Origin of the sequence: Pseudomonas sp. URMO17WK12:I9, from assembly GCF_900230165.1 — a bacterium.
GTDB lineage: Bacteria > Pseudomonadota > Gammaproteobacteria > Pseudomonadales > Pseudomonadaceae > Aquipseudomonas > Aquipseudomonas fulva.
On record NZ_OCMQ01000003.1, the window covers coordinates 393,395 to 413,681 of the forward strand.

20 protein-coding genes are annotated in these 20,287 nt (G+C 62.4%); 14 read left to right on the forward strand and 6 right to left on the reverse strand.

The features are described 5' to 3' along the window. The first annotated feature begins 12 nt into the window (after nucleotides 1–12). From ribBA to CRP40_RS09560, 7 genes are all read left to right on the forward strand, one after another. Nucleotides 13–1,131 carry a bifunctional 3,4-dihydroxy-2-butanone-4-phosphate synthase/GTP cyclohydrolase II gene (ribBA, locus tag CRP40_RS09530; protein WP_027914687.1) on the forward strand — a complete coding sequence of 373 codons (1,119 nt, stop codon included), beginning with the start codon at nucleotides 13–15 and terminating at the stop codon, nucleotides 1,129–1,131. A gap of 186 nt (nucleotides 1,132–1,317) precedes the next feature. After that, on the forward strand, nucleotides 1,318–2,343 hold the full coding sequence (locus CRP40_RS09535) for an ABC transporter substrate-binding protein (protein ID WP_027914686.1): 1,026 nt from the start codon (nucleotides 1,318–1,320) through the stop codon (nucleotides 2,341–2,343). Continuing rightward, complete coding sequence (locus CRP40_RS09540; protein ID WP_027914685.1) at nucleotides 2,340–3,257, forward strand: ABC transporter permease; 918 nt, start codon at nucleotides 2,340–2,342, stop codon at nucleotides 3,255–3,257. The genes CRP40_RS09535 and CRP40_RS09540 overlap by 4 nt, the downstream gene beginning before the upstream one ends. A 5-nt stretch (nucleotides 3,258–3,262) precedes the next feature. Next, on the forward strand, nucleotides 3,263–4,072 hold the full coding sequence (locus CRP40_RS09545) for an ABC transporter permease (RefSeq protein WP_023536057.1): 810 nt from the start codon (nucleotides 3,263–3,265) through the stop codon (nucleotides 4,070–4,072). 18 nt (nucleotides 4,073–4,090) lie between these two features. After that, nucleotides 4,091–5,239 (forward strand): ABC transporter ATP-binding protein, encoded by a 1,149-nt coding sequence (locus tag CRP40_RS09550; RefSeq protein WP_027914684.1) that lies wholly within the window; start codon nucleotides 4,091–4,093, stop codon nucleotides 5,237–5,239. Nucleotides 5,240–5,361: 122 nt separating this feature from the next. After that, nucleotides 5,362–6,669, forward strand: a complete 1,308-nt coding sequence (locus CRP40_RS09555) for a phosphate ABC transporter substrate-binding/OmpA family protein (protein WP_027914683.1) — start codon at nucleotides 5,362–5,364, stop codon at nucleotides 6,667–6,669. 198 nt (nucleotides 6,670–6,867) lie between these two features. Beyond that, nucleotides 6,868–7,902 (forward strand): TerC family protein, encoded by a 1,035-nt coding sequence (locus CRP40_RS09560; protein ID WP_027914682.1) that lies wholly within the window; start codon nucleotides 6,868–6,870, stop codon nucleotides 7,900–7,902. Here CRP40_RS09560 and CRP40_RS09565 read toward each other — a convergent pair. Further along, on the reverse strand, nucleotides 7,853–8,185 hold the full coding sequence (locus CRP40_RS09565) for a hypothetical protein (RefSeq protein WP_080992879.1): 333 nt from the start codon (nucleotides 8,183–8,185) through the stop codon (nucleotides 7,853–7,855). The genes CRP40_RS09560 and CRP40_RS09565 overlap by 50 nt on opposite strands. Continuing rightward, nucleotides 8,185–8,553, reverse strand: a complete 369-nt coding sequence (locus CRP40_RS09570) for a histone-like nucleoid-structuring protein, MvaT/MvaU family (RefSeq protein ID WP_027914681.1) — start codon at nucleotides 8,551–8,553, stop codon at nucleotides 8,185–8,187. Before CRP40_RS09570 ends, CRP40_RS09565 begins: the two co-directional genes overlap by 1 nt. Nucleotides 8,554–8,730: 177 nt before the next feature. Here CRP40_RS09570 and CRP40_RS09575 point away from each other — a divergent pair, with 177 nt between their 5' ends. Further along, nucleotides 8,731–9,528, forward strand: a complete 798-nt coding sequence (locus CRP40_RS09575; RefSeq protein WP_033695034.1) for an OBAP family protein — start codon at nucleotides 8,731–8,733, stop codon at nucleotides 9,526–9,528. 23 nt (nucleotides 9,529–9,551) lie between these two features. Here CRP40_RS09575 and CRP40_RS09580 read toward each other — a convergent pair whose 3' ends face one another. Beyond that, nucleotides 9,552–10,781 carry an acyl-CoA dehydrogenase gene (locus tag CRP40_RS09580; protein WP_027914679.1) on the reverse strand — a complete coding sequence of 410 codons (1,230 nt, stop codon included), beginning with the start codon at nucleotides 10,779–10,781 and terminating at the stop codon, nucleotides 9,552–9,554. Nucleotides 10,782–10,919: 138 nt separating this feature from the next. Here CRP40_RS09580 and CRP40_RS09585 point away from each other — a divergent pair, with 138 nt between their 5' ends. Together CRP40_RS09585 and CRP40_RS09590 are read left to right on the forward strand one after the other, a co-directional pair. Continuing rightward, nucleotides 10,920–11,846 carry a LysR family transcriptional regulator gene (locus CRP40_RS09585; RefSeq protein ID WP_027914678.1) on the forward strand — a complete coding sequence of 309 codons (927 nt, stop codon included), beginning with the start codon at nucleotides 10,920–10,922 and terminating at the stop codon, nucleotides 11,844–11,846. 170 nt (nucleotides 11,847–12,016) lie between these two features. Continuing rightward, a complete protein-coding gene (locus CRP40_RS09590) occupies nucleotides 12,017–13,171 on the forward strand; it encodes an aminotransferase class V-fold PLP-dependent enzyme (protein ID WP_027914677.1) in 1,155 nt (384 codons plus the stop codon). A gap of 22 nt (nucleotides 13,172–13,193) precedes the next feature. On the opposite strand, the gene CRP40_RS09595 is transcribed toward CRP40_RS09590, so the two are convergent. Then, nucleotides 13,194–13,847: an oxygen-insensitive NAD(P)H-dependent nitroreductase NfsB gene (locus CRP40_RS09595; protein WP_027914676.1), complete on the reverse strand. Its 654-nt coding sequence runs from the start codon at nucleotides 13,845–13,847 to the stop codon at nucleotides 13,194–13,196. A gap of 102 nt (nucleotides 13,848–13,949) precedes the next feature. Between CRP40_RS09595 and CRP40_RS09600 the strand changes: the two genes are divergently transcribed. From CRP40_RS09600 to CRP40_RS09610, 3 genes are read left to right on the forward strand one after another with little or no spacing between them, the layout of a single operon-like run. Further along, on the forward strand, nucleotides 13,950–14,891 hold the full coding sequence (locus tag CRP40_RS09600) for a LysR family transcriptional regulator (RefSeq protein WP_027914675.1): 942 nt from the start codon (nucleotides 13,950–13,952) through the stop codon (nucleotides 14,889–14,891). Between the two features lie 45 nt (nucleotides 14,892–14,936). Then, the gene (locus CRP40_RS09605) at nucleotides 14,937–15,767 is read left to right on the forward strand and encodes an AraC family transcriptional regulator (protein WP_027914674.1); all 831 of its coding nucleotides are present in this window, start codon (nucleotides 14,937–14,939) and stop codon (nucleotides 15,765–15,767) included. A gap of 49 nt (nucleotides 15,768–15,816) precedes the next feature. After that, a complete protein-coding gene (locus tag CRP40_RS09610; protein ID WP_027914673.1) occupies nucleotides 15,817–16,401 on the forward strand; it encodes a LysE family translocator in 585 nt (194 codons plus the stop codon). 27 nt (nucleotides 16,402–16,428) lie between these two features. Here the strand turns inward: CRP40_RS09610 and CRP40_RS09615 are convergent, their stop codons facing one another. After that, entirely contained in the window at nucleotides 16,429–17,628 is a 1,200-nt protein-coding gene (locus tag CRP40_RS09615) for a sugar transporter (RefSeq protein ID WP_027914672.1), read from the reverse strand. A 198-nt stretch (nucleotides 17,629–17,826) separates the two neighbouring features. Here CRP40_RS09615 and CRP40_RS09620 point away from each other — a divergent pair, with 198 nt between their 5' ends. Next, nucleotides 17,827–19,143: a hypothetical protein gene (locus tag CRP40_RS09620; RefSeq protein WP_027914671.1), complete on the forward strand. Its 1,317-nt coding sequence runs from the start codon at nucleotides 17,827–17,829 to the stop codon at nucleotides 19,141–19,143. Between the two features lie 50 nt (nucleotides 19,144–19,193). On the opposite strand, the gene calA is transcribed toward CRP40_RS09620, so the two are convergent. Beyond that, nucleotides 19,194–20,246, reverse strand: coding sequence for a vanillin reductase (gene calA / locus CRP40_RS09625; RefSeq protein WP_027914670.1), 1,053 nt, complete (start codon nucleotides 20,244–20,246; stop codon nucleotides 19,194–19,196). Nucleotides 20,247–20,287 lie beyond the last annotated feature (41 nt).

Consider the following 20,287-nt stretch of genomic DNA (forward strand, 5'->3'; position numbering starts at 1 on the left):
CGAGCACTCGACATGCCTTTCAACAGCATCGATGAAATTCTCCAGGATTATCGGCAAGGCAAGATGGTCTTGTTGGTGGACGACGAAGATCGTGAGAACGAAGGCGACCTGCTGATCGCCGCCGAATACTGCGACGCACAGGCCATCAACTTCATGGCCAAGCAAGCCCGTGGCCTGATCTGCCTGACGCTGACGGATGAGCACTGCCAGCGCCTGGGCCTGGAACAGATGGTTCCGGCCAATGGCAGCATGTTCAGCACCGCCTTCACCGTCTCGATCGAGGCCGCGACCGGCGTCACCACGGGCATCTCCGCCGCCGATCGCGCACGCACCGTGGCAGCTGCCATGGCCGCCGATGCGCGCCCGGAAGACCTGGTGCAGCCTGGGCATATTTTCCCGTTGCGCGCCCGCGAAGGCGGTGTTCTCACCCGCGCAGGGCACACCGAGGCCGGCTGTGACCTGGCCCGCCTGGCAGGCTTGAGCCCGGCGTCGGTCATCGTCGAGGTGCTCAACGACGACGGCACCATGGCCCGTCGGCCCGAGCTTGAAGCCTTCGCGGCCCGCCACGGCATCAAGATCGGCACCATTGCCGACCTCATCCACTACCGGCTGAGTACCGAGCAGACCGTCAAGCGCATCGGGGAGCGTGAGCTGCCCACGGTGCATGGCACCTTCCGCCTGGTCACCTATGAGGACCGTATCGACGGCGGCGTGCACATGGCCATGGTCATGGGCCAACTGCGCCGTGAGACGCCTACGCTGGTGAGGGTGCACGTGATCGATCCGCTGCGCGACCTGGTCGGCGCCGAGTGGGCGGGCCCGGCCAACTGGACGTTGTGGGCGGCACTGCAGAAAGTGGCTGAGGAAGGCGCAGGCGTGGTCGTGATCCTGGCCAACCATGAGTCCTCCCAGGCGCTGCTCGAACGTGTGCCGCAATTGACCCAACCCCAGCGCCCCTACCGGCGCGGGCAGTCGAAGGTGTATTCGGAGGTCGGCACTGGTGCGCAAATACTTCAAGACTTGGGCGTGGGCAAGCTTCGTCATTTGGGTCCGCCCTTGAAGTATGCAGGCTTGGCGGGCTACGAGCTGGAAGTGGTGCAGAGCGTACCGTTCGAGCCAATGGCTGGCTGATCGCGCAGCCTGCATGGCCATCGACCAAATGATGGCCGGTAGCCTGCTGCTACTTGCGAAAAGTTTGGAATACCATAATATGACATTCCGTAGACCTTGAATTTGTCTACCGCTGCTCCCCGAATACTGTTGGCGGGCGCACCACAAGCCCTGCCTCGAATAACAAAAAGCAACGAGGGCGTAATCATGCTGTTGAGCAAACGTGTAACCGCAGTGCTGTCGGCCAGCCTCCTGACATTGGCCTGCCAGGCCACTCAGGCGGCTGAGAGCCTGAATTTCGTAAGCTGGGGCGGAACGACCCAGGATGCTCAGAAACAAGCGTGGGCAGCCCCGTTCAGCAAGGCTACCGGCATCAAGGTGGTGCAAGACGGCCCGACCGACTACGGCAAGCTCAAGGCCATGGTCGAAAGCGGCAATGTGCAGTGGGACGTGGTCGACGTCGAGGCTGACTTTGCCCTGCGTGCTGCCAGCGAAGGCCTGCTCGAACCTCTGGACTTTTCCCAGATCCAGCGCGACAAGATTGACCCGCGCTTCGTTTCCGATCATGGCGTGGGTTCGTTCTTCTTCTCCTTCGTGCTCGGCTACAACGAAGGCAAGCTCGGTGCCAGCAAGCCAACCGACTGGACCGCGCTGTTCGACACCAAGACCTACCCCGGCAAGCGCGCCCTCTACAAATGGCCAAGCCCAGGTGTGCTGGAACTGGCGCTGCTGGCCGATGGCGTAGCACCGGACAAGCTCTACCCGCTGGACCTGGATCGCGCCTTCAAGAAGCTCGACACCATCAAGCAGGACATCGTCTGGTGGGGCGGCGGTGCGCAGTCGCAACAGCTGCTGGCCTCCGGTGAAGCCTCCCTCGGCCAGTTCTGGAACGGCCGCGTCTACGCCCTGCAACAAGACGGCGCGCCTGTAGGGGTGAGCTGGAAACAGAACCTGGTCATGGCCGATTTCCTGGTCGTGCCCAAAGGCGCGAAGAACAAGGATGCGGCCATGAAGTTCCTGGCCAATGCCAGCAGCGCCGAAGGCCAGGCCGAGTTTGCAAACAAGACGGCCTACGCCCCGGTCAATACCGACAGCCTCGCCAAGCTGGACAAGGACCTGGCCCCGAACCTGCCGACTGCCTATGCGCAGGATCAGGTTACCCTGGACTTTGCCTACTGGGCCAAGAACGGCCAGGCCATTGCCGCCCGCTGGAATGAGTGGCTGGTCAAATGAAAGTCGCGATCAATGCCCTGCATAACGCCCAAGGTGCCCCTTCGGGCACCGGTGCTCCAGGGGCCGGGCCACGGCGCGCCTCCCTGAGCCAGCGCTGGAAGGGCAGCCGCAACCTGCTGCCAGCCCTGCTGTTCCTGGGCCTGTTTTTCTTCGCACCGTTGGTTGGCCTGTTACTGCGCGGCGTGCTCGAGCCCACGCCTGGCCTTGGCAACTATGAACAGCTGTTCGCCAACTCGGCCTATGCCCGGGTGTTGTTCAACACCTTTTCGGTGGCCGGGCTGGTAACGCTGATCAGCGTACTGCTGGGCTTTCCGCTGGCCTGGGCGATCACGCTGGTGCCCAAGGGCTGGGGCCGGTGGCTGCTGAACATCGTACTGCTGTCGATGTGGACCAGCTTGCTCGCACGCACTTACTCCTGGCTGGTGCTGCTTCAAAGCTCGGGGGTCATCAACAAAATGCTGATGGCCATGGGCATCATCGATAGCCCACTTGAGATGGTGCACAACCTCACTGGCGTGGTGATCGGCATGAGCTACATCATGATCCCGTTCATCGTGCTGCCGCTGCAGGCAACCATGCATGCCATCGACCCGATGGTGCTGCAGGCAGGCTCGGTATGCGGTGCCAGCCCGTGGACCAATTTCTGGAAAGTGTTTCTGCCGCTGTGCCGGTCGGGGCTGTTCTCCGGGGCATTGATGGTGTTCGTCATGTCGCTGGGGTACTACGTCACCCCGGCGCTACTGGGCGGGGCGCAGAACATGATGCTGCCTGAATTCATCATCCAGCAGGTGCAGTCGTTCCTCAATTGGGGCCTGGCCAGCGCGGCAGCCGCCTTGCTGGTGGTCATCACCCTGGTGCTGTTCTACCTGTACCTGAAGCTGCAGCCGGAATCCCCGGTTGGCACTGCGAGGTAAACCACATGCTCTTGTCTCCCAACGCCATGGGCCGGCCGCTTCGCACCGGCCTGTACTTGACCACCGGCGTGATTGCTGCCTTCCTGCTGCTGCCGGTGGTCTTCATCGTGCTGCTGTCGTTCGGCTCATCCCAATGGCTGGTGTTTCCGCCGCCGGGCTGGACGTTCAAATGGTACGGGCAGTTTTTCTCCAACCCTGAGTGGATGGACGCGGCCCTGGCCAGCCTAAAGGTCGCCGTGCTCACCACCGTTGCGGCAGTGCTGCTGGGCCTGCCCACGGCCTTTGCCCTGGTACGGGGGCGCTTCCCGGGGCGCGAACTGCTGTACGGTTTGTTCACCATGCCCATGATCGTGCCCCTGGTGATCATCGCCGTGGCGGTATACGCCTTGTTCCTCAAGCTGGGCTACACCGGGACTTTGTTCGCCTTCGTGGTGAGCCACGTGATCGTCGCCCTGCCCTTCACCATCATCTCCATCATCAATTCCCTGAAGCTGTTCGACCAGTCAATCGAAGACGCCGCCGTCATCTGCGGCGCCTCGCGCCTGCAGGCCATCTTCAAGGTGACTTTCCCGGCCATCCGGCCTGGGATGATCGCCGGCGGGTTGTTCGCGTTTCTGGTGTCCTGGGACGAAGTGGTGCTGAGCGTGATGATGGCCAGCCCCGACCTGCAGACACTGCCGGTAAAGATGTGGACCACCCTGCGCCAGGACCTCAGCCCGGTAATCGCCGTGGCATCGACCTTGCTGATCGGTCTGTCGCTGCTTGTGATGTTCCTTGCCGCCGCCCTGCGCCGGCGTGCCGAAACCAACGCCTGAGCGCGCGGAGATTAACCCATGAGTGCAGTGATCCAAGACAACGCGCGTGGCAAGGCCCTGGTCAGCCTGCGCGGCCTGAACAAGCATTACGGCGACTTCACCGCCGTGGACAACCTGGACCTGGACATTCAGGAAGGCGAATTTCTGACCTTCCTGGGTTCCAGCGGCTCCGGCAAGTCCACCACCCTTTCGATGCTGGCTGGCTTCGAGACGCCCAGCAGCGGCCAGATACTCGTGGAGGGCCAATCGCTGGTCAACGTGCCGCCGCACAAGCGCGACATCGGCATGGTGTTCCAGCGCTATTCTCTGTTTCCGCACCTGAACGTGCGCGACAACATCGGCTTCCCCCTGGCCATTCGCAAGCTGGGTGCGGCTGAAACACGCAAGCGTGTCGATGCCATGCTCAAGCTGGTGCAACTGGAGCCCTTCGCGCACCGCAAGCCCTCGCAGATGTCTGGCGGGCAACAGCAACGCGTGGCCATCGCCAGGGCGCTGGTCTACGAGCCGCGCATCCTGCTGATGGACGAGCCGCTGGGTGCCCTGGACAAGAAGCTGCGTGAAGACCTGCAGGACGAATTACGCCAACTGCACCGGCGTCTTGGCATTACCATCGTCTACGTCACCCATGACCAGGAAGAGGCTATGCGCCTGTCCCAGCGCATCGCGATCTTCAGCCATGGCAAAATCGTGGGCCTTGGCAGTGGCTACGACTTGTATCAGAACCCGCCCAACGCGTTTGTCGCCTCGTTCCTGGGCAACTCCAACTTCCTGCGGATCAAGGCCAATGGCAACGGCGCCGGTAGCTTCGAAGGCCAGAGCGTGGCCATCCGCCTGACCCCAGGCCTGAGCCAGGACCAGGATGCCCTAATCATGGTGCGACCCGAGAAGGCCCTGGCCCTGACTGCTCAGCAAGCTGCCGAGCAACCTCTGCCTGCGGGCTGGAATGAAGTCAGCGCCACGGTCGGCGAGGTGTTGTTCCTGGGTGAAAGCCAAACCTGTCATGTGGTCACAGCAGGCGGTACATCGTTGACGGTCAAGGCGCTTTCGGCGGCAGGCATGCCGATGCAGCCAGGCGACACCGTCAAGGTACGCTGGGCCGTGGCCGATGCGTGTATCTATACCCAATGGGCAGAAAGTGACCTGAGCAAATCGGCCGGCGCTCACTGAGCCGAGGAGCTGACGCCACGTATCAGGCCGTGCGCTAATGCCTGCGCACGGCCGCCTTGTCATCACACTATCACGCCACTGTCTTACGCTCAGGCCATTCCCACCGTAAAGGTCCAATCGGCATGGCCCGCCTGTTCGCCCTCCTGTTGACCATGCTACCGGTGATGGCCTGGGCCGAGTCCGTGCCTCTGCGCATCCAGGGCTCCAACACGCTTGGCAGCGCCCTGTTACCGGCATTGGTACTGGCGCAACTGCGTGCTGAGCTCGCCACCCAGGTGCAGGTTCACCGCGGTCAGTCTGACAATGAGTCAGTGATCACGGCGACCCGCGCCGACGGCGTAGCCGTTCGGGTCGACATCGCGGCACATGGTACGAACACGGGCTTTTCTGCCTTGGCTCGTAACGAGGCCGACCTGGTCGCCGCCTCACGTCCGATCAATGACAGCGAAGCGCGGCAATTGCAGGCATTTGGTGACCTGCGGGCCCCTGCCGCCGAACATGTGATCGGATTGGACGGTGTCGCCATCCTCGTCAATCCTGCCAACCCGTTGCATGAGTTGTCCCTGGATCAAATTGCGCAGGTTTTCAGCGGGCAGATACAGCGCTGGGAGCAACTGGGAGTGGCCGGTGGCGACATCCACCTGTACGCCAGGGACGAACGCTCCGGGACGTTCGAAACGTTCAAAGCACGGGTGCTGGCGCCTGGGCAGGTCAGCCTGGCGCCGACAGCCACGCGTTTCGAAGCCGGCGATCGTCTGGCCGCCCAGGTAGCGGGTGATCGCCAGGCGATCGGATTCTCCGGCCTTTCGACCACACACGGGACGAAGGTGCTGGCAGTGGCCGAAGGCACCGCTGCGGCGCAGCTGCCCGAACGCGCCTTGGTGGCCAGCGAGAACTACCCCCTGTCACGTCGCCTGTTCCTGTATCTGCCCACTCCCTCAAGCCCTCAAGCCACCGCATTGATCGACTTCATCCAGAGCCCTGCTGGGCAGGCCATCGTGGCCGAACAAGGCTTTGTGTCACAACAGGTCGTGGCCCAGCGGGTGGTGCCTGTTCCGGACATGCCCGCCCGGTATCGCGACCTCGTAGAGCACGCCCAGCGGCTGAGCGTGAATTTGCGCTTTCAACCGGGCAGTGCCGCCCTGGACAGCAAGGCCATCCAGGATGTGCAGCGGATCATCGATTACCTGAACCAGGCCAGCAAGCAGCAGCGCAAGGCTGTGCTGGTCGGCTTCGGCGACCCCAAGGACACACCGGGACGCGCGGCCCTGCTCTCGCGCCTGCGCGGCGAGGCGGTACGCCAGGCGCTGGCGCGCGGGGGTATCGAGGTGCTGGAGGTGGCGGGGTTAGGTGACCAGATGCCGGTGGCCGGTAACGAGCTGGAGCAAGGCCGATTGCGCAACCGTCGCGTCGAGGTCTGGGTCTATTGAGGCTTGCAGTACTGCACCAAGACCTGAGCCGTCAGCGCATCGAAAGCCCTTTGCAAAAAAATGTAACAGCTGCCCATTCGGCGTGCCCCACAAATGGATCTACGCTCAAGCTTAAGTGATACCGGGCCCCTCTGACGGTTGCCAGCCGCCATGTCGGATCACTGTTGCCACGCAACGTCGACCGACCAGGAGGGGCTCATGACAGCTCTGCACACCTTTCTCACCACACCTTTTCTTGGCACCAGCGCTTGGCTATGGCTGATCTTCGTCGCCATCGTCGTCGGCTTGCTGGTGCTCGACCTGGGCGTGCTGCATCGCCATGACCGTGAAATCGAAATGCGCGAAAGCCTGCTGCTGTATTCGGGCTATTTTGGCGTTGGCGTGCTGTTCGGCGTTGGGGTTTGGTACTACCTGGGCGCGCAGCCGGCGCTGGAGTTCTACACGGGGTTTCTTGTCGAGCAGTCGTTGTCGATGGACAATGTCTTCGTCATGGCGATGATCTTCAGCTACTTCGCCGTTCCCAGGCGGTACCAACACCGCGTGTTGTTCTGGGGCATTCTCGGTGTGGTGGTGTTACGCGCCATCATGATCGGCGTAGGTGCGGCCCTGGTGCAGAACTTTGCCTGGGTACTTTATATCTTCGGCGCTTTCCTGCTTTTTACCGGTGTGAAGATGGCGCTGTCCAAGGAAGGCAGCCAACCGGACCTGGCCAACAATCCGATTCTGAAGTTTGTACGGCGGCACATGCGCGTGACCGATCAGATCCACGGCTCGAAGTTTTTCGTGCACATCACGCCCAGCGGGGGCAGCCATGCTGTGCGCCACGCTACGCCGCTGTTCCTTGCGCTGGTTTTGATTGAACTGGCCGACCTCGTCTTTGCCGTGGACAGTGTTCCGGCAATATTCGCCATTACTCAGGACCCTTTCATCGTCTACACATCCAATATCTTTGCCATCTTGGGCCTGCGTTCGCTTTACTTTGCCCTGTCGGCACTGATGCACCGTTTCGTGTACCTGAAATATGCGTTGGCGCTCGTGCTGATCTTCATCGGTTGCAAGATCTTCTACCACGGCTTGATTGGCAAGGTGCCCGCCCTCTTGTCGTTGGGTGTCACGTTCGGACTGCTGCTGGGCGGTGTGCTGGTGTCGCTGATAAAAACCCGTGGTCAGGGCAAGGCTGCGATTACTGAGTCGGATCAAGCGACTGGAACCACTGGGCATAAGGAGTATTGACCGCCATGCGCCGGTTGAAGTCCGGGCTCCCGTCGGCCCACCAGACAGGGCCCCGCTCACCCAGCGCCACCTTTGCCGTCTGAACCTGGGCACGGGCGCGGGTTAACTGGTCGGGATCGTTGTCGGCTTTTGCGTCCTTTACAGCTCTGCGGGCGTCCATCAGGGCATGCACCCAGTGCTGACGCTCAGCCTCGGACAGGGAGGGGTCGGTACAGCGCCACAACCGCCCCCGGACAACGAAATAGCGGCCGTCCGGGGTCGTGGGGTAACGCTGGGCAGGCATTACTTGGCCAGCCAGTTTTCCACTTCATCTGCGCCGTGTTCGGCCTTCCATGCCTTGAGCTTGGTGTGATTGCCACCTTTGGTCTCGATGACTTCACCGGTGTGAGGGTTCTTGTACTGCTTGACTTGCCGAGCACGACGCGGCGCTTTCTGGGACGCAGCAGGCGTAGCGGGACGTTGACCGTTTTTCGGATCGAGCAGGTTGACGATGTCGCGCAAACTGTATTCGTACTTGGCCAGCAGATTTCGCAGTTTGGTTTCAAACTCGATTTCTTTCTGCAGCTCAGGGCTACCTTTCATGGCTTCCAGCTCTGCAAGTTGGGCAGCCAATTTCTGTTCCAGTTGTCGAAACTCTGCAAGACGAGACATGGGGACGTTTCCTTTTCAGTACGACGGGCAATAAAACTTCAGTAACTTGTTAGTGCAGTCGAACATACGCTTGGTTCAACCCGCTTGACTAACTAGACCGCATTACCGTCTGTCCGTCAAAGAAAATGTTAGTGCCCTGCAAGCGGTCTGTTGCGCACACCCAGCGGAGACTGAATCATGCCCAACCCGTTCCCCAGCCTTCTTGGCTTGTGTATCGCCAGCGCCCTGCTCGCCGGTTGCTCAGGTGCCAAAACCGCATCGCCCGTACACACACCCGGCGCCCCAATAAAACCCGGGACGCAATGGCTTGAAAAAGGCGCGGCGCTGTTACAGTCCAAACCACCCATTGAGGCACTCAATGCCTACCTGGACGGCTTTCACTTCTATAACGGCCATCCGGATATTCAAATGGAAGCGCATCATTACTGTGCGATCCTCAACGAAGACGTCATTCAGTGCGTGATCTACGATGGCAGCACGGCCACGGCCAAGATCATGGGCGTGGAGTACATCATCGATCAGAAGTTGTTCGCCCGTTTACCCGACAAGGAAAAAGCCCTGTGGCACAGCCACGGTTACGAAGTGTCCTCCGGCCAGTTGGTGGCGCCCGGTATACCTGCGCCTGCCGAGCATGCCTTGATGAAACGCCTGGCCACCACCTACGGCAAGACGTGGCATACCTGGCATACCGACCAGGACAAGTCCCTGCCGATGGGCGTGCCCCAACTGATGATGGGCTTTACGGCAGACGGTCAGGCAGACCCTGCAATGGTCGAGCAGCGCAATCGTCGCCTGGGCATCGATACCACCCAGACGCGCAAGCAGCGCGCTGACATCGACATTCCGACGCCTGACACCGGCGCCGACAGTTGGCAGAAAGGCGTCGTCATTCAGTTGGATGACCCTACGGGCGCGCATCTGCACAAACCTGCCACCACTACGCCTGCCGATACCAACAGCCGTTCGGCCCGCTGAGCCTGGCGGGGTGACCACAGCAATCAGCGTTGGGCCGCTGAACCCGACGCAGGCAGGTGCTTGCCGATCTCGTACTTGCCGATCGCAGCCCGGTGTACTTCATCGGGCCCGTCGGCCAGGCGCAGCGTGCGCTGCATGGCGTACATGTAGGCCAACGGAAAGTCAGCGCTGACCCCCGCGCCACCGTGCAACTGGATCGCCCGATCGATCACGCGCAGCGCCACGTTCGGTGCTACCACCTTGATCTGGGCGATTTCGCTGCGGGCCACCTTGTTGCCCACCGTGTCCATCATGTAGGCCGCTTTGAGCGTGAGCAGTCGTGCCATGTCGATGTCCATGCGCGAATCGGCAATCTTGTCGACATTGCCGCCCAGGCGCGCCAGTGGCTGACCGAACGCAGTCCGGCCAACCGCGCGCTTGCACATCAGTTCAAGGGCCCGTTCGGCCATGCCAATGGATCGCATGCAATGGTGAATGCGCCCAGGCCCCAGTCGGCCCTGGGCGATCTCGAACCCCCTGCCTTCTCCAAGCAGCACGTTCTCCAATGGCACCCGCACATTTTCGAACACCACCTCGGCATGGCCATGGGGGGCGTCGTCGTAGCCAAACACCGGCAAAGGCCTGAGCACCCTCACACCGGGGGTATCCATCGGCACCAGAACCATCGAATGTTGTTGATGCCGCGGGCCGTTCGGGTTGGACAGGCCCATGAAGATCAGCACCTTGCACCGTGGGTCACAGGCGCCGGAGGTCCACCACTTGCGGCCATTGATGACCCATTGGTCCCCTTCGCGCACTGCTGTGGCCGCCATATTGGTGGCATCTGAGGACGCCACATCGGGCTCGGTCATGGCGAATGCCGAGCGGATCTCGCCCCGCAGCAAAGGCTCCAGCCACTGCTGCTTCTGCGCGGCCGTGCCGTAGCGCACCAGCACTTCCATGTTTCCCGTGTCCGGTGCCGAGCAGTTGAACGGCTCCGGGCCCAGCAATGAACGGCCCATGATCTCTGCCAGTGGGGCGTACTCCAGGTTGGTCAGCCCTGCACCGTATTCGGATTCAGGCAGAAAAAGGTTCCACAAGCCCTCCTCGCGCGCTTTGGTCTTCAACGACTCCATGATGGCGGTAGGCTGCCAACGATCGCCTTCGGCCACCTGGCGGTCGAATACGGACTCGGCAGGATAGACGTAGGTATCCATGAATGCAGTCACGCGCTCGCGCAGCGCTTGCACCTTGGGCGAATAGGCGAAATCCATTGGCAGGTTCCTTCGGGTCTAATGACATGAAGCAAGCCTAGGGCAGGCATGGGTCATCCACCTAGTCTATTTTCGGCGTGTATTAACATTCATAACCGATATATGATCAGCCGATAATTCCAAGAACGAGCGGCGCTCATGAACCTCAGCAAGGTCGATCTCAACCTGTTCATCGTCTTCGATGCGATCTACACCGAAGCTAATCTCACCCGTGCCGGGCAGATCGTCGGCATCACCCAGCCTGCCGTGTCCAATGCATTGTCCAGGCTGCGGGAGACCTTCAACGATCCGCTGTTCGTGCGCACCGCCCAGGGCATGGTGCCGACACCCATGGCGCAAAACATCATCGGCTCGGTCCGCAGCGCCCTGGCGTTGCTGCGCACCTCAGTGCAGGAAAGCCGAACGTTCAATCCCCTGCAAGCGAGCAAGACCTTTCGCATCAGCATGACCGACCTGACCGAGGCCGTGATCCTGCCGCCGCTGTTCCAGCGTCTGCGTCGCCTGGCACCTGGGGTGCTGATCGAGAGTTTCCTGTGCAAGCGTCGAGAAACGACCAAGGAGCTCGCCGCGGGACGACTGGACTTCGCCATCGATGCCCCTCTCAACACCGACCCTCAAGTGCGGCACATCAAGTTGATGCAGGACCGCTACGTCTGCGCCCTGCGCCAAGGCCACCCGCAGGCCGACAAGGCATTGAGCCTGGACGCGTACCTTGGCATGACCCACATCCACATTTCCAGCCGCCGCAACGGGCTGGGTTACGTGGACCTTGCGCTGGGCAAGATGGGCGTACAGCGCAAGGTTGCCCTGCGCTCACAGCATTACCTGATGGCCTCGCAAGTCTTGCAGCAAACCGACATGGTGATGACCGTGCCAGAGCGTTTCGCCCGCCGTCATCAGCTGTGCTACAAGCCGCTGCCTGTGGAGGTGCCTGCGTTGGAAACGCACCTGTACTGGCATGAAAGCACTGATCAGGACCCCGCCAACCGCTGGATGCGCGAGCAGATCACAGAGTTGTGCGAGCGAGTAGTCAGCGAAGAGGAACGGTCTCTGAGCGGTGCGTGAGGTAAACCGTCTGAAGGTCGTGAAGGATGGGAACATTTTTTCCGTTATGCCTGAGCGGGAGAATGCTTTTGCAAAATGGTCTTAAAAAGCTCTGATTTAGAGCAAAAGTCTCTTCGCGGCGCAGTTAATCTTGTTCAGGCACCCTCGCTCTCTTGCCAATGGACCTGCTCATGACTGACGCCCCGCTCTACTTCGATTACGCTGCCACCACCCCGGTCGACGATCGAGTGATCGAGACCATGCTTGCGTGCCTGGGTCGGCATGCCCATTTCGGTAACCCGGCCTCGAGCGGGCATGTCTACGGCAAGGCAGCGCGTGATGCAGTCGAACTGGCCCGTGAGCAGGTGGCCGAACGCGTGGGGGCGTCGCCGGCGTCGCTGGTATGGACATCCGGGGCGACCGAGTCCAACAACCTGGCGCTCAAAGGGATCGCACAGGGACTGGGCCAGCCTGGGCATCTGCTTACCAGTCAGCTAGAGCACAAGGCCGTTCTGGACACAGCGGCCGAACTGGAGCGCCAGGGCTGGACAGTGACGCGACTGCAACCGGACCGATCAGGCCTGATCCATCCCGCCATGGTTCAGGACGCGCTGCGCGCCGACACGCGCCTGGTGTCGCTGATGGCGGTGAACAATGAACTGGGAACGGTGACCGACATCGCTGCCATCGGCGAGCGGGTGCGGGCGCACGGCGCCCTGTTGCACGTGGATGCCGCCCAGGCGGTTGGCAAGCTCGACATCGACCTGGCCGGCCTGCCCGTTGACCTGATGTCCTTCTCAGCCCACAAGGTGTATGGCCCCAAGGGCATCGGTGCGCTGTTCGTCGGCCCCCGGGCCCGCGCCGGCATGCGTGCGCAGCTGCATGGCGGTGGTCACGAGCAAGGCTTGCGCTCCGGCACCCTGGCGACGCATCAGATCGCGGGCATGGGCAGCGCGTTTGCCCTGGCGGGTCAACCGGGCGACGGCGAGTACCAGCGCTTGGCACAGTTGGCCACGCGCCTGCGCGAGGGTCTATTGGCACTGCCCGGCATTACGCTCAACGGCTGCGCAACCCAGCGCGTGCCGCACACCTTGAACCTGTGTATCGAGCAGGCGGGGTTCAACAACGCGGCGCTTGCCACGCAACTGGCGCTGTCGACCACCTCGGCCTGCAATTCGGCGAACAATGCGGCATCCCACGTCCTGCTGGCCCTGGGGCTGGACGAGCGCCGTGCCCGTAACAGCATTCGCCTGAGCATCGGCAGGTTCACCACAGAGGCAGAGGTAGACAAGGCCATTGCGGTAATGGCCTCGGCATTGAAGACGGCCAGCGCTGCACTGTGGTGAATCACGCCAGCCGGGCATGCCTTTACAGGAAGGTGAATACCTGGGAGGCCGGGAGCCGCGATTTGCTCAACCCGGCATTGAAGTCGGTTTCACTGCGATAGCCCAGGCTCAGCAGCACTACGCTGGTGAAGCCTTGTTCGCGCAACCCCAGCTCGGCATCCAGGCGCTGGCTATCGAAACCTTCGATGGGGGTAGCGTCCAGGCCCAAGGCAGCCGCGCCCAGCAAGGCGGTACCCAGGGCAAGATAGGTTTGCTTTTCCATCCAATGCTGCAGGTCCTTGCGCTCGTAACGGTGCAGGTCGGCGTAGTGGCGCCGGCTCTTGTCCTGAGCCGCCTTGGCCTGCTCATCCCGAAAACGCCCGTCGAGTGCTTCCTGGGCGAGCACGGCCTCCAGGTGCACCTGGGTCATGTCGGTACGCGCGCAGAAAACGATGACATGGGAGGCATCGCGCAATTTGGGCGAGTTGTAGGCGTAGTCGGTGTCGGTACTTGTGGTCAGGCGGGCTTTGGCAGTGTCGCTCTGGGCGACGACGAAATGCCAGGGCTGGGAATTCACCGACGATGGGCTGTAGCGCAATTGCTCAAGTAAGGCATCGACCGTGGCTTGGGGAATTTGACGCGATGCATCATAGGCTTTGGTGGTGTAGCGGCGCTTGGCCAGCGAGACGGTATCCATGGGCAATTCCGATCGTCGAGAGGAAAGAAGTGCCCATGGTATCTTTCCTGCCACAAATAAAAACCGGCACAATCGAGCAACACTTTCACCCACGGAGTGACAATGCTGCGCCTTGCCGACCTCGAACTATTCGTACGCAGTAGCGCACTGGGCAGCTTCACCGCAGCTGCCCTAGAAGCGAACCTGTTACCCGGCCAGGTGGCAGCGGCCATCAAGCGGCTGGAGCGTGACCTGGACGTGCGCCTGTTCGTTCGCACCACCCGCAGCCTGCGCCTGACTGCCGAGGGCGAGCGCTACCTGCCGACCGCCGTGAACGTGCTGGAAAGCCTGCGCCGCGCTCATGACGATTTGCACGGCAATGCCACCGCCCTGCGTGGCACCTTGCAGGTTTCCGCGCCCTCGGACCTGGGCCGCAACATGCTGCTGCCGTGGCTCAGCGCATTTCGCCGGGAACACCCGGCCCTGCACCTGCGCTTCATGCTGTCCGACCAGATTGCCGACCTGAGCCGTGATCCGGTGGACGTCGCCGTGCGTTACGGCCTGAATCAGGACGCCAACTACATTGCCCTCCCCCTGGCCGACTGGAACCAGCGCGTGCTGGTCGCCTCGCCCGAGTACCTGGCCCGCCACGGCCGACCCCAGACACCCGAAGCACTGCACACTCATGCCTGCTTGTTGTACATGCAGCACGGACGGGTGTACGACAAGTGGCAACTCGGCCAACGCACGGTGCACGTGCAAGGGCCACTGGTCAGTGATGATGCCGATGTGATTCGCCGCCTGGCGGTACTTGGCGAGGGAATCGTCTACAAGTCGTGGCTGGATGTCAGCGACGACCTGGCCTGTGGCAGACTGGAAATCGTCCTGCCTCAATGGCCGGGCGAGCCGACGCCGGTCACGCTGGTATGTCCGCACCGCAAGCAGCTCACGCCCGCCGTCACGCAACTGCACCAGTGGCTGCGCCAGCGGTTCGACGCACTGCAGCCGGCAGCCAGGCTCGGCAGTTGCACAAATCTTCCAGACACCTGGAACCGGGGGCATTAGGCTCGTGATACAGCCCCCGCATCAGCGTGCACACAGCGAGCTCCCATGAGTAACTGGATCGACCTCAAGCAGGACGCCGAGACCGGCATCGAGTCGATCCGCGCGCATTTCGTCGGTCATGCCTACGATCCCCATTGGCACGACAGCTACCTGGTCGGTGTGACCGAGCAAGGGGTCCAGCAATTCAATTGCCGTCGGGTCAGGCACCGCAGCGTGCCGGGTCAGGTCTTCATGCTTGAGCCTGGGGACCTGCACGATGGGCTTGCGCCTACTGAAGACGGTTTTACCTACTCTACGCTCTACCTGGAGCCGGACTGGCTGGAGCAGCAGTTGCGCCTGCTGTTCGAACACGCGCCCCGTGATGCCTTGCCCAGTTTCGCCGACACGCTGACCCAGGACCTGCAGCTCGCCCAAACCACCGCTTTTGCCTTCAATGCACTGCATGCAAACGAGCTACTCATCGTCAGGCAGTCGGCCACCGACGCCCTGCTCGCCTGCCTCACACGCCACCTGCACTGGCGCAAGCGGGTCGACCCGGACCCGCGCCTGCCGCTCACGGCGCAACGGGCCCGCGATTATCTGCATGACAACCTCGCACGGGATGTGGGCCTCCAGGAGCTGGCAACAGCCTGTGGTATCGACCGCTATCGCTTGACCAGAGCCTTCAAGGCGGCATTCGGGCTTGCCCCCCATGCGTACCTGATCCAGCTGCGTCTGGCCAGGGCCCGGCGTTTGCTCGCCAGCGGAGCCAGCCCTGCAGACGTAGCCGTCACCTTGGGCTTTGCCGATCAGAGCCACCTGGGCCGCTGGTTTCGGCGGGCTTATCAACTCACGCCGGCACACTACCGCAAACGCTGCTCAATCCTTCCAGACTGATCCGATGCAGATGGCGAGCATGGTGGCTGATCTCAAGGAGCCCCTGCACATGACGCATTCTTTCCTGCCATTTATTGCATTTGCCCTGGTTGCCAGCATCAGCCCGGGCCCGACCAATCTGCTTATCCTCGCCCAAGGTGCGCGTCACGGCCTGCGCAGCACACTGGTACCCATCCTGGCGGCTTGCCTGGCCGCTGCGGCCACCGTATTGCTGGTAGGCATGGGGCTGGGCCAATGGTTGACGCGTCACCCGCAAGTCCAGCATATGATGATGTGGGGCGGGGTGTTGTGGTTGAGCTGGCTGGCTTGGCAACTGCTGCGTAGCGCCGGCGACACCGGCGCGGCAGCCCAGGTGCGGGCGTTTACGGCAGTGGACGCGGCAACGTTGCAGGTAATCAACCCCAAAGTGTGGCTGATGGCCGTGGCCGTGATCGGCGTGTTTGCCGCGCCCGGCCTGGCGGTGTGGCAACTGGCGCTGCTGTTTCTGGTGATCGCCCTGCCGTGCATGACGCTGTGGGCGGTGCTGGGCGCAGGCAGTGCGGCCTGGCTGCAAACGCCACGCCGCATGCGCTTATTCAACCGAGCCCTGGGCGGGCTGCTCTTGCTCTCAGCGTGGGCTGCGGTACTGAGCTGAGCAGCCTTGCTGGCCTGTAAGCCACACTCAATGCGCCAGCGCGTCGCGAAAGCGGCGGGTACTGCCGACTGCCAGCAACAAGCCGACCACTGCCACGCTGCCGCCGACCAGGCCGATATTGGCCACGCCCAGGTAGCTGCTGACGATACTGCCCAGCAACGCCCCCCCGCCGATGCCAATGTTGTAGATGCCGGAGAACAACGCCATGGCCACATCCGTGGCGTCGGAAGCCAGCTTCAAGGTGCGTGACTGCAACGACAGGCTGAAGCTCAAGATCGCCACACCCCAGCACATGCTCAGCACAGCAAATGCATTGAAGCTGCCGGACAAGGGCAAGAGCAGCAGCAAGCAAACTGCCAGCATGCCGATCGAACCCACCAGAAAACCCTGGGGGAAACGGTCGCTGTAGCGGCTGAACAGGAACGAGCCGACCACGCCAGCGCCGCCAAACAACAGCAGGACCAACGTGGTGCGTTCACCGCTGATCTGCGCGACATGCAAGGCGAACGGCTCGATATAGCTGTAGGCGGTGAACTGCGCGGTGATCACCAGCGTCACCAGCAGGTAGGTGATGACCAGCGCAGGCCGCTTGAACAGTATCGGCAAGCTGCGCAACGACCCCGAGTTTTGGCTCGGCAACAACGGCAGCGATTTCATCAGGCACAGCATGGTCGCCAGCGCCACGCCGGCGATGCTCAGGAAGGTGACGCGCCATCCCAGCGCCTCGCCCACCACGCGCCCCAGGGGGATGCCGAGCACCATCGCCAGCGTCGTGCCGGTGGCCAACAGGCCCAGCGCCTTGGCCTGTTGCCCAGGCGGGGCGACGCGCACCGCCAGCGAGGCAGTGATCGCCCAGAACACGGCGTGCGCCAGGGCTATGCCGATGCGGCTGAGCAGCAGCATCGCAAAACTCTGCGACAGCCACGACAGCAGGTGGCTGACGATGAACACCAGAAACACGAACAGCAGCAGGCGCCGCCGCTCGATGTTGCGGGTCATCAGCATCATCGGCAGTGATGCCAGTGCCACGACCCAGGCGTAGATGGTCAGCATCAGCCCCACTTGCGCAGTGGTCATGTCGAAGCTGCGGCCAATGTCGCTGAGCAGCGCCACCGGGACGAACTCGGTGGTGTTGAAGATGAAGGCGGCCAACGCCAGGGCGATGACGCTCAGCCAGCTGCCGCCGCCTACAGTGGGTGGCAAATGGTCAGGTAGGGGTCCGTTCATGGCGTGAAACCGGTTCTCCACAGGCAAGGCAAGACCACGCACGTCCAGCCCCGGCAAGGAGTGGTATGAGCGTGTGTCTTATTAAAATTGGGGACGCAGGCATGGTACGCGTCATGCTTGGGCCTCACAACCGCCGTACCGAAGGAGTACCATGCGCAATCTCGGATACTGGCGCACATCAAGGAGTTCCACCCACTCATGGACAAGCAGCATCCCCAGCAGCAATGGCAGCAGGCCGTTATCACCTACGCCCAGGCCGTCAACGACTATGTCGCACAAGGCCGTGCGCACGGCTGGGACCAGCTCGAAGAACCCCGGCACCCTGCCACCGAGCACTTGCTGGACGCCTGGCGCGCCGCCTTGCGCACGGTCAATCAGCCGGCTGTCGAGGAGCACCAGCGCCAGACGTTTCGCCAGGCCTGGCCGCCAGCCCATGCGACCTTGTTGCCCCTGCTCGATACGCACGGCCAGGGTATCGCCACGTTACTGCTGCTCGACGACGGCAGCCTGCTCGCACGGATCGGCATGCCTCACGAGAAAGGCCAGGTGGTGCGTATCGATGGTTACAGCGTGACACCCATCATCGGCGTCGAACATTTCGGCCGGTGCCCGGCTCGGCGCTTCTTCGCCCTGGCCAATGCCGAGGGTGTGCGCGTGACCGATGGATGGGGCGGCCCACAGGTGCGGCGGCTGGCCTGGCCTACCGGTTTGGAGGGGTTGCCCAAGGGCTATCCGTTCGAGCCTTTCGACCTGCCCCCCGTTGCGACTGCCTTGATACCGTTCCCCGACGGGCAACAGGTGCTGCTGGTCAGCGACGAGGGCATTTTCGTGCTATCCGAGCAGGGCGCGAGCCGGCTGCTGCCACGCCAGGAGCAGGTCGAGCAAGCGCTGGCAGAGGGCACGGACCCCGATGACATCATCCTTGGCCTGAGCATGGCCCACGGCGCTGTTTCGCCAGACGGCAAGCGGGTCGTGGTGGGCGAGCAAGCCAACCGACACCAGGTGCTGGACCATCGGTTACGGCCTGTTGCCAGTATCGGGCCGGCCAGCGAATACCCGCACTACGCCCTGTTCAACCGCGCCGGGGACCAGTTGCTGCTCAATGCCTGTCACTTCTACAGCGGCGCATCGCTGGCCGTCAGGGTGAGCGACCTGGAAGGCCTGGACACGGATTACTACAGCCAGGACCCCCGCACGCCGGTGGTGCAGGAAGGCGCACGGGTCTATGCAGGCGTGGCGCGCCAGGACGAGTACATCGTCGGTGATGCCTATGGTTATCTAAGGGCGTTCGGGGAAGACGGTAGCGAACGCTGGCAGCACTATCTGGGTTCGACCATCAGCGCGATGGACATCAGCGAGGATGGGAGAACCCTCGTCGCTGCAAGCCATGCGGGGTTCATCTCGGTGATCGCGCTCGACCGTGGCCGACCCGATTGGCAGATCGGCACAGGCCCGCATGGTGAGGTCCGGCGCTGGCTGTTCTGGAGAGGTGGAGAGAAGCCGCTGGCCTGGTAAGGCCAGCAACAGGACCTGCACCGGCTGCCCCGGAGCAGGTCAATGGCTGATCAGGCCTTGAGGGTCGCCATGTCGATCACGAAGCGGTACTTCACGTCGCCTGCGATCATGCGCTCATACGCCTCGTTGATGTGGCGGATGTCCAGCATCTCGATGTCGCAGCGAATGTCGTGCTTGGCACAGAAGTCCAGCACCTCCTGGGTTTCTGCGATACCGCCGATCAACGAGCCGGCCAGCACGCGGCGCTTCATGACCAGGTTGGCAGCATGCAGCGCAGGCTCGATCGGTTCGATCAGCCCGACGAGGATGTGCACGCCGTCGAAGGTCAGGGTTTCCAGGTAGGGATTGAGGTCGTGCTGGACAGGGATGGTGTCGAGCAGGAAGTCGAAGCGACCGGCAGCGGCTTTCATCTGCTCGGCGTCGGTGGACACGATCACATGGTCTGCTCCCTGGCGACGCGCCTCAGCGGCCTTGGCCTCGGACCGGGTGAACAGCGTGACTTCGGCACCCAGCGCCTTGGCTAGCTTGATGCCCATGTGCCCCAGGCCACCCATGCCAAGAATGCCCACCTTGTGGCCTGGGCCTACACCGTGGTGCTTGAGCGGTGAATAGGTGGTGATACCGGCGCACAGGATAGGAGCGGCGCTAGGCAGGTCCATGCCTTCGGGGATGCGTACCACGAAATGCTCGCTGACCACGATGCTGCTGGAGTAGCCACCCATGGTGTTGCTGCCATCGACGCGATCGGGCGTGGCGTAGGTCATGGTCGGGCCTTCGAGGCAGTATTGCTCGAGGTCCTTGGCGCAGGCCGCGCACTGACGGCAGGAATCCACCATGCAGCCGACACCGACCAGGTCACCGACCTTGTGGCCGGTGACCTGGGCGCCTACTGCCGTCACGCGGCCGACGATCTCGTGGCCGGGCATCAAGGGATAGACCGCAATGCCCCATTCGTTGCGGGCCTGGTGGATGTCCGAGTGGCACACCCCGCAATACAGGATGTCGATGGCCACGTCATCCGGGCGCGGGCTGCGGCGCTCGAAGGTCATGGGTGCCAGCGGGCTGGTGGGGGTTTGGGCGGCGTAACCGATAGCGGTATACATGGAGACCTCGCGGTTAAGTGAAACGGTTCATGTGAAGCATT

Excerpts from the sequence above, each read along its gene's own strand:
- CRP40_RS09550 (WP_027914684.1), top strand. The coding sequence starts at position 4,091 with ATGAGTGCAGTGATCCAAGACAACGCGCGTGGCAAGGCCCTGGTCAGC.
- CRP40_RS09535 (WP_027914686.1), top strand. The coding sequence starts at position 1,318 with ATGCTGTTGAGCAAACGTGTAACCGCAGTGCTGTCGGCCAGCCTCCTG.
- CRP40_RS09615 (WP_027914672.1), bottom strand. The coding sequence starts at position 17,628 with ATGAACGGACCCCTACCTGACCATTTGCCACCCACTGTAGGCGGCGGC.
- CRP40_RS09590 (WP_027914677.1), top strand. The coding sequence starts at position 12,017 with ATGACTGACGCCCCGCTCTACTTCGATTACGCTGCCACCACCCCGGTC.
- CRP40_RS09555 (WP_027914683.1), top strand. The coding sequence starts at position 5,362 with ATGGCCCGCCTGTTCGCCCTCCTGTTGACCATGCTACCGGTGATGGCC.
- CRP40_RS09610 (WP_027914673.1), top strand. The coding sequence starts at position 15,817 with ATGACGCATTCTTTCCTGCCATTTATTGCATTTGCCCTGGTTGCCAGC.
- CRP40_RS09545 (WP_023536057.1), top strand. The coding sequence starts at position 3,263 with ATGCTCTTGTCTCCCAACGCCATGGGCCGGCCGCTTCGCACCGGCCTG.
- CRP40_RS09585 (WP_027914678.1), top strand. The coding sequence starts at position 10,920 with ATGAACCTCAGCAAGGTCGATCTCAACCTGTTCATCGTCTTCGATGCG.
- CRP40_RS09575 (WP_033695034.1), top strand. The coding sequence starts at position 8,731 with ATGCCCAACCCGTTCCCCAGCCTTCTTGGCTTGTGTATCGCCAGCGCC.
- CRP40_RS09600 (WP_027914675.1), top strand. The coding sequence starts at position 13,950 with ATGCTGCGCCTTGCCGACCTCGAACTATTCGTACGCAGTAGCGCACTG.
- calA (WP_027914670.1), bottom strand. The coding sequence starts at position 20,246 with ATGTATACCGCTATCGGTTACGCCGCCCAAACCCCCACCAGCCCGCTG.
- CRP40_RS09580 (WP_027914679.1), bottom strand. The coding sequence starts at position 10,781 with ATGGATTTCGCCTATTCGCCCAAGGTGCAAGCGCTGCGCGAGCGCGTG.
- CRP40_RS09570 (WP_027914681.1), bottom strand. The coding sequence starts at position 8,553 with ATGTCTCGTCTTGCAGAGTTTCGACAACTGGAACAGAAATTGGCTGCC.
- CRP40_RS09560 (WP_027914682.1), top strand. The coding sequence starts at position 6,868 with ATGACAGCTCTGCACACCTTTCTCACCACACCTTTTCTTGGCACCAGC.
- CRP40_RS09620 (WP_027914671.1), top strand. The coding sequence starts at position 17,827 with ATGGACAAGCAGCATCCCCAGCAGCAATGGCAGCAGGCCGTTATCACC.
- ribBA (WP_027914687.1), top strand. The coding sequence starts at position 13 with ATGCCTTTCAACAGCATCGATGAAATTCTCCAGGATTATCGGCAAGGC.
- CRP40_RS09595 (WP_027914676.1), bottom strand. The coding sequence starts at position 13,847 with ATGGATACCGTCTCGCTGGCCAAGCGCCGCTACACCACCAAAGCCTAT.
- CRP40_RS09540 (WP_027914685.1), top strand. The coding sequence starts at position 2,340 with ATGAAAGTCGCGATCAATGCCCTGCATAACGCCCAAGGTGCCCCTTCG.
- CRP40_RS09605 (WP_027914674.1), top strand. The coding sequence starts at position 14,937 with ATGAGTAACTGGATCGACCTCAAGCAGGACGCCGAGACCGGCATCGAG.
- CRP40_RS09565 (WP_080992879.1), bottom strand. The coding sequence starts at position 8,185 with ATGCCTGCCCAGCGTTACCCCACGACCCCGGACGGCCGCTATTTCGTT.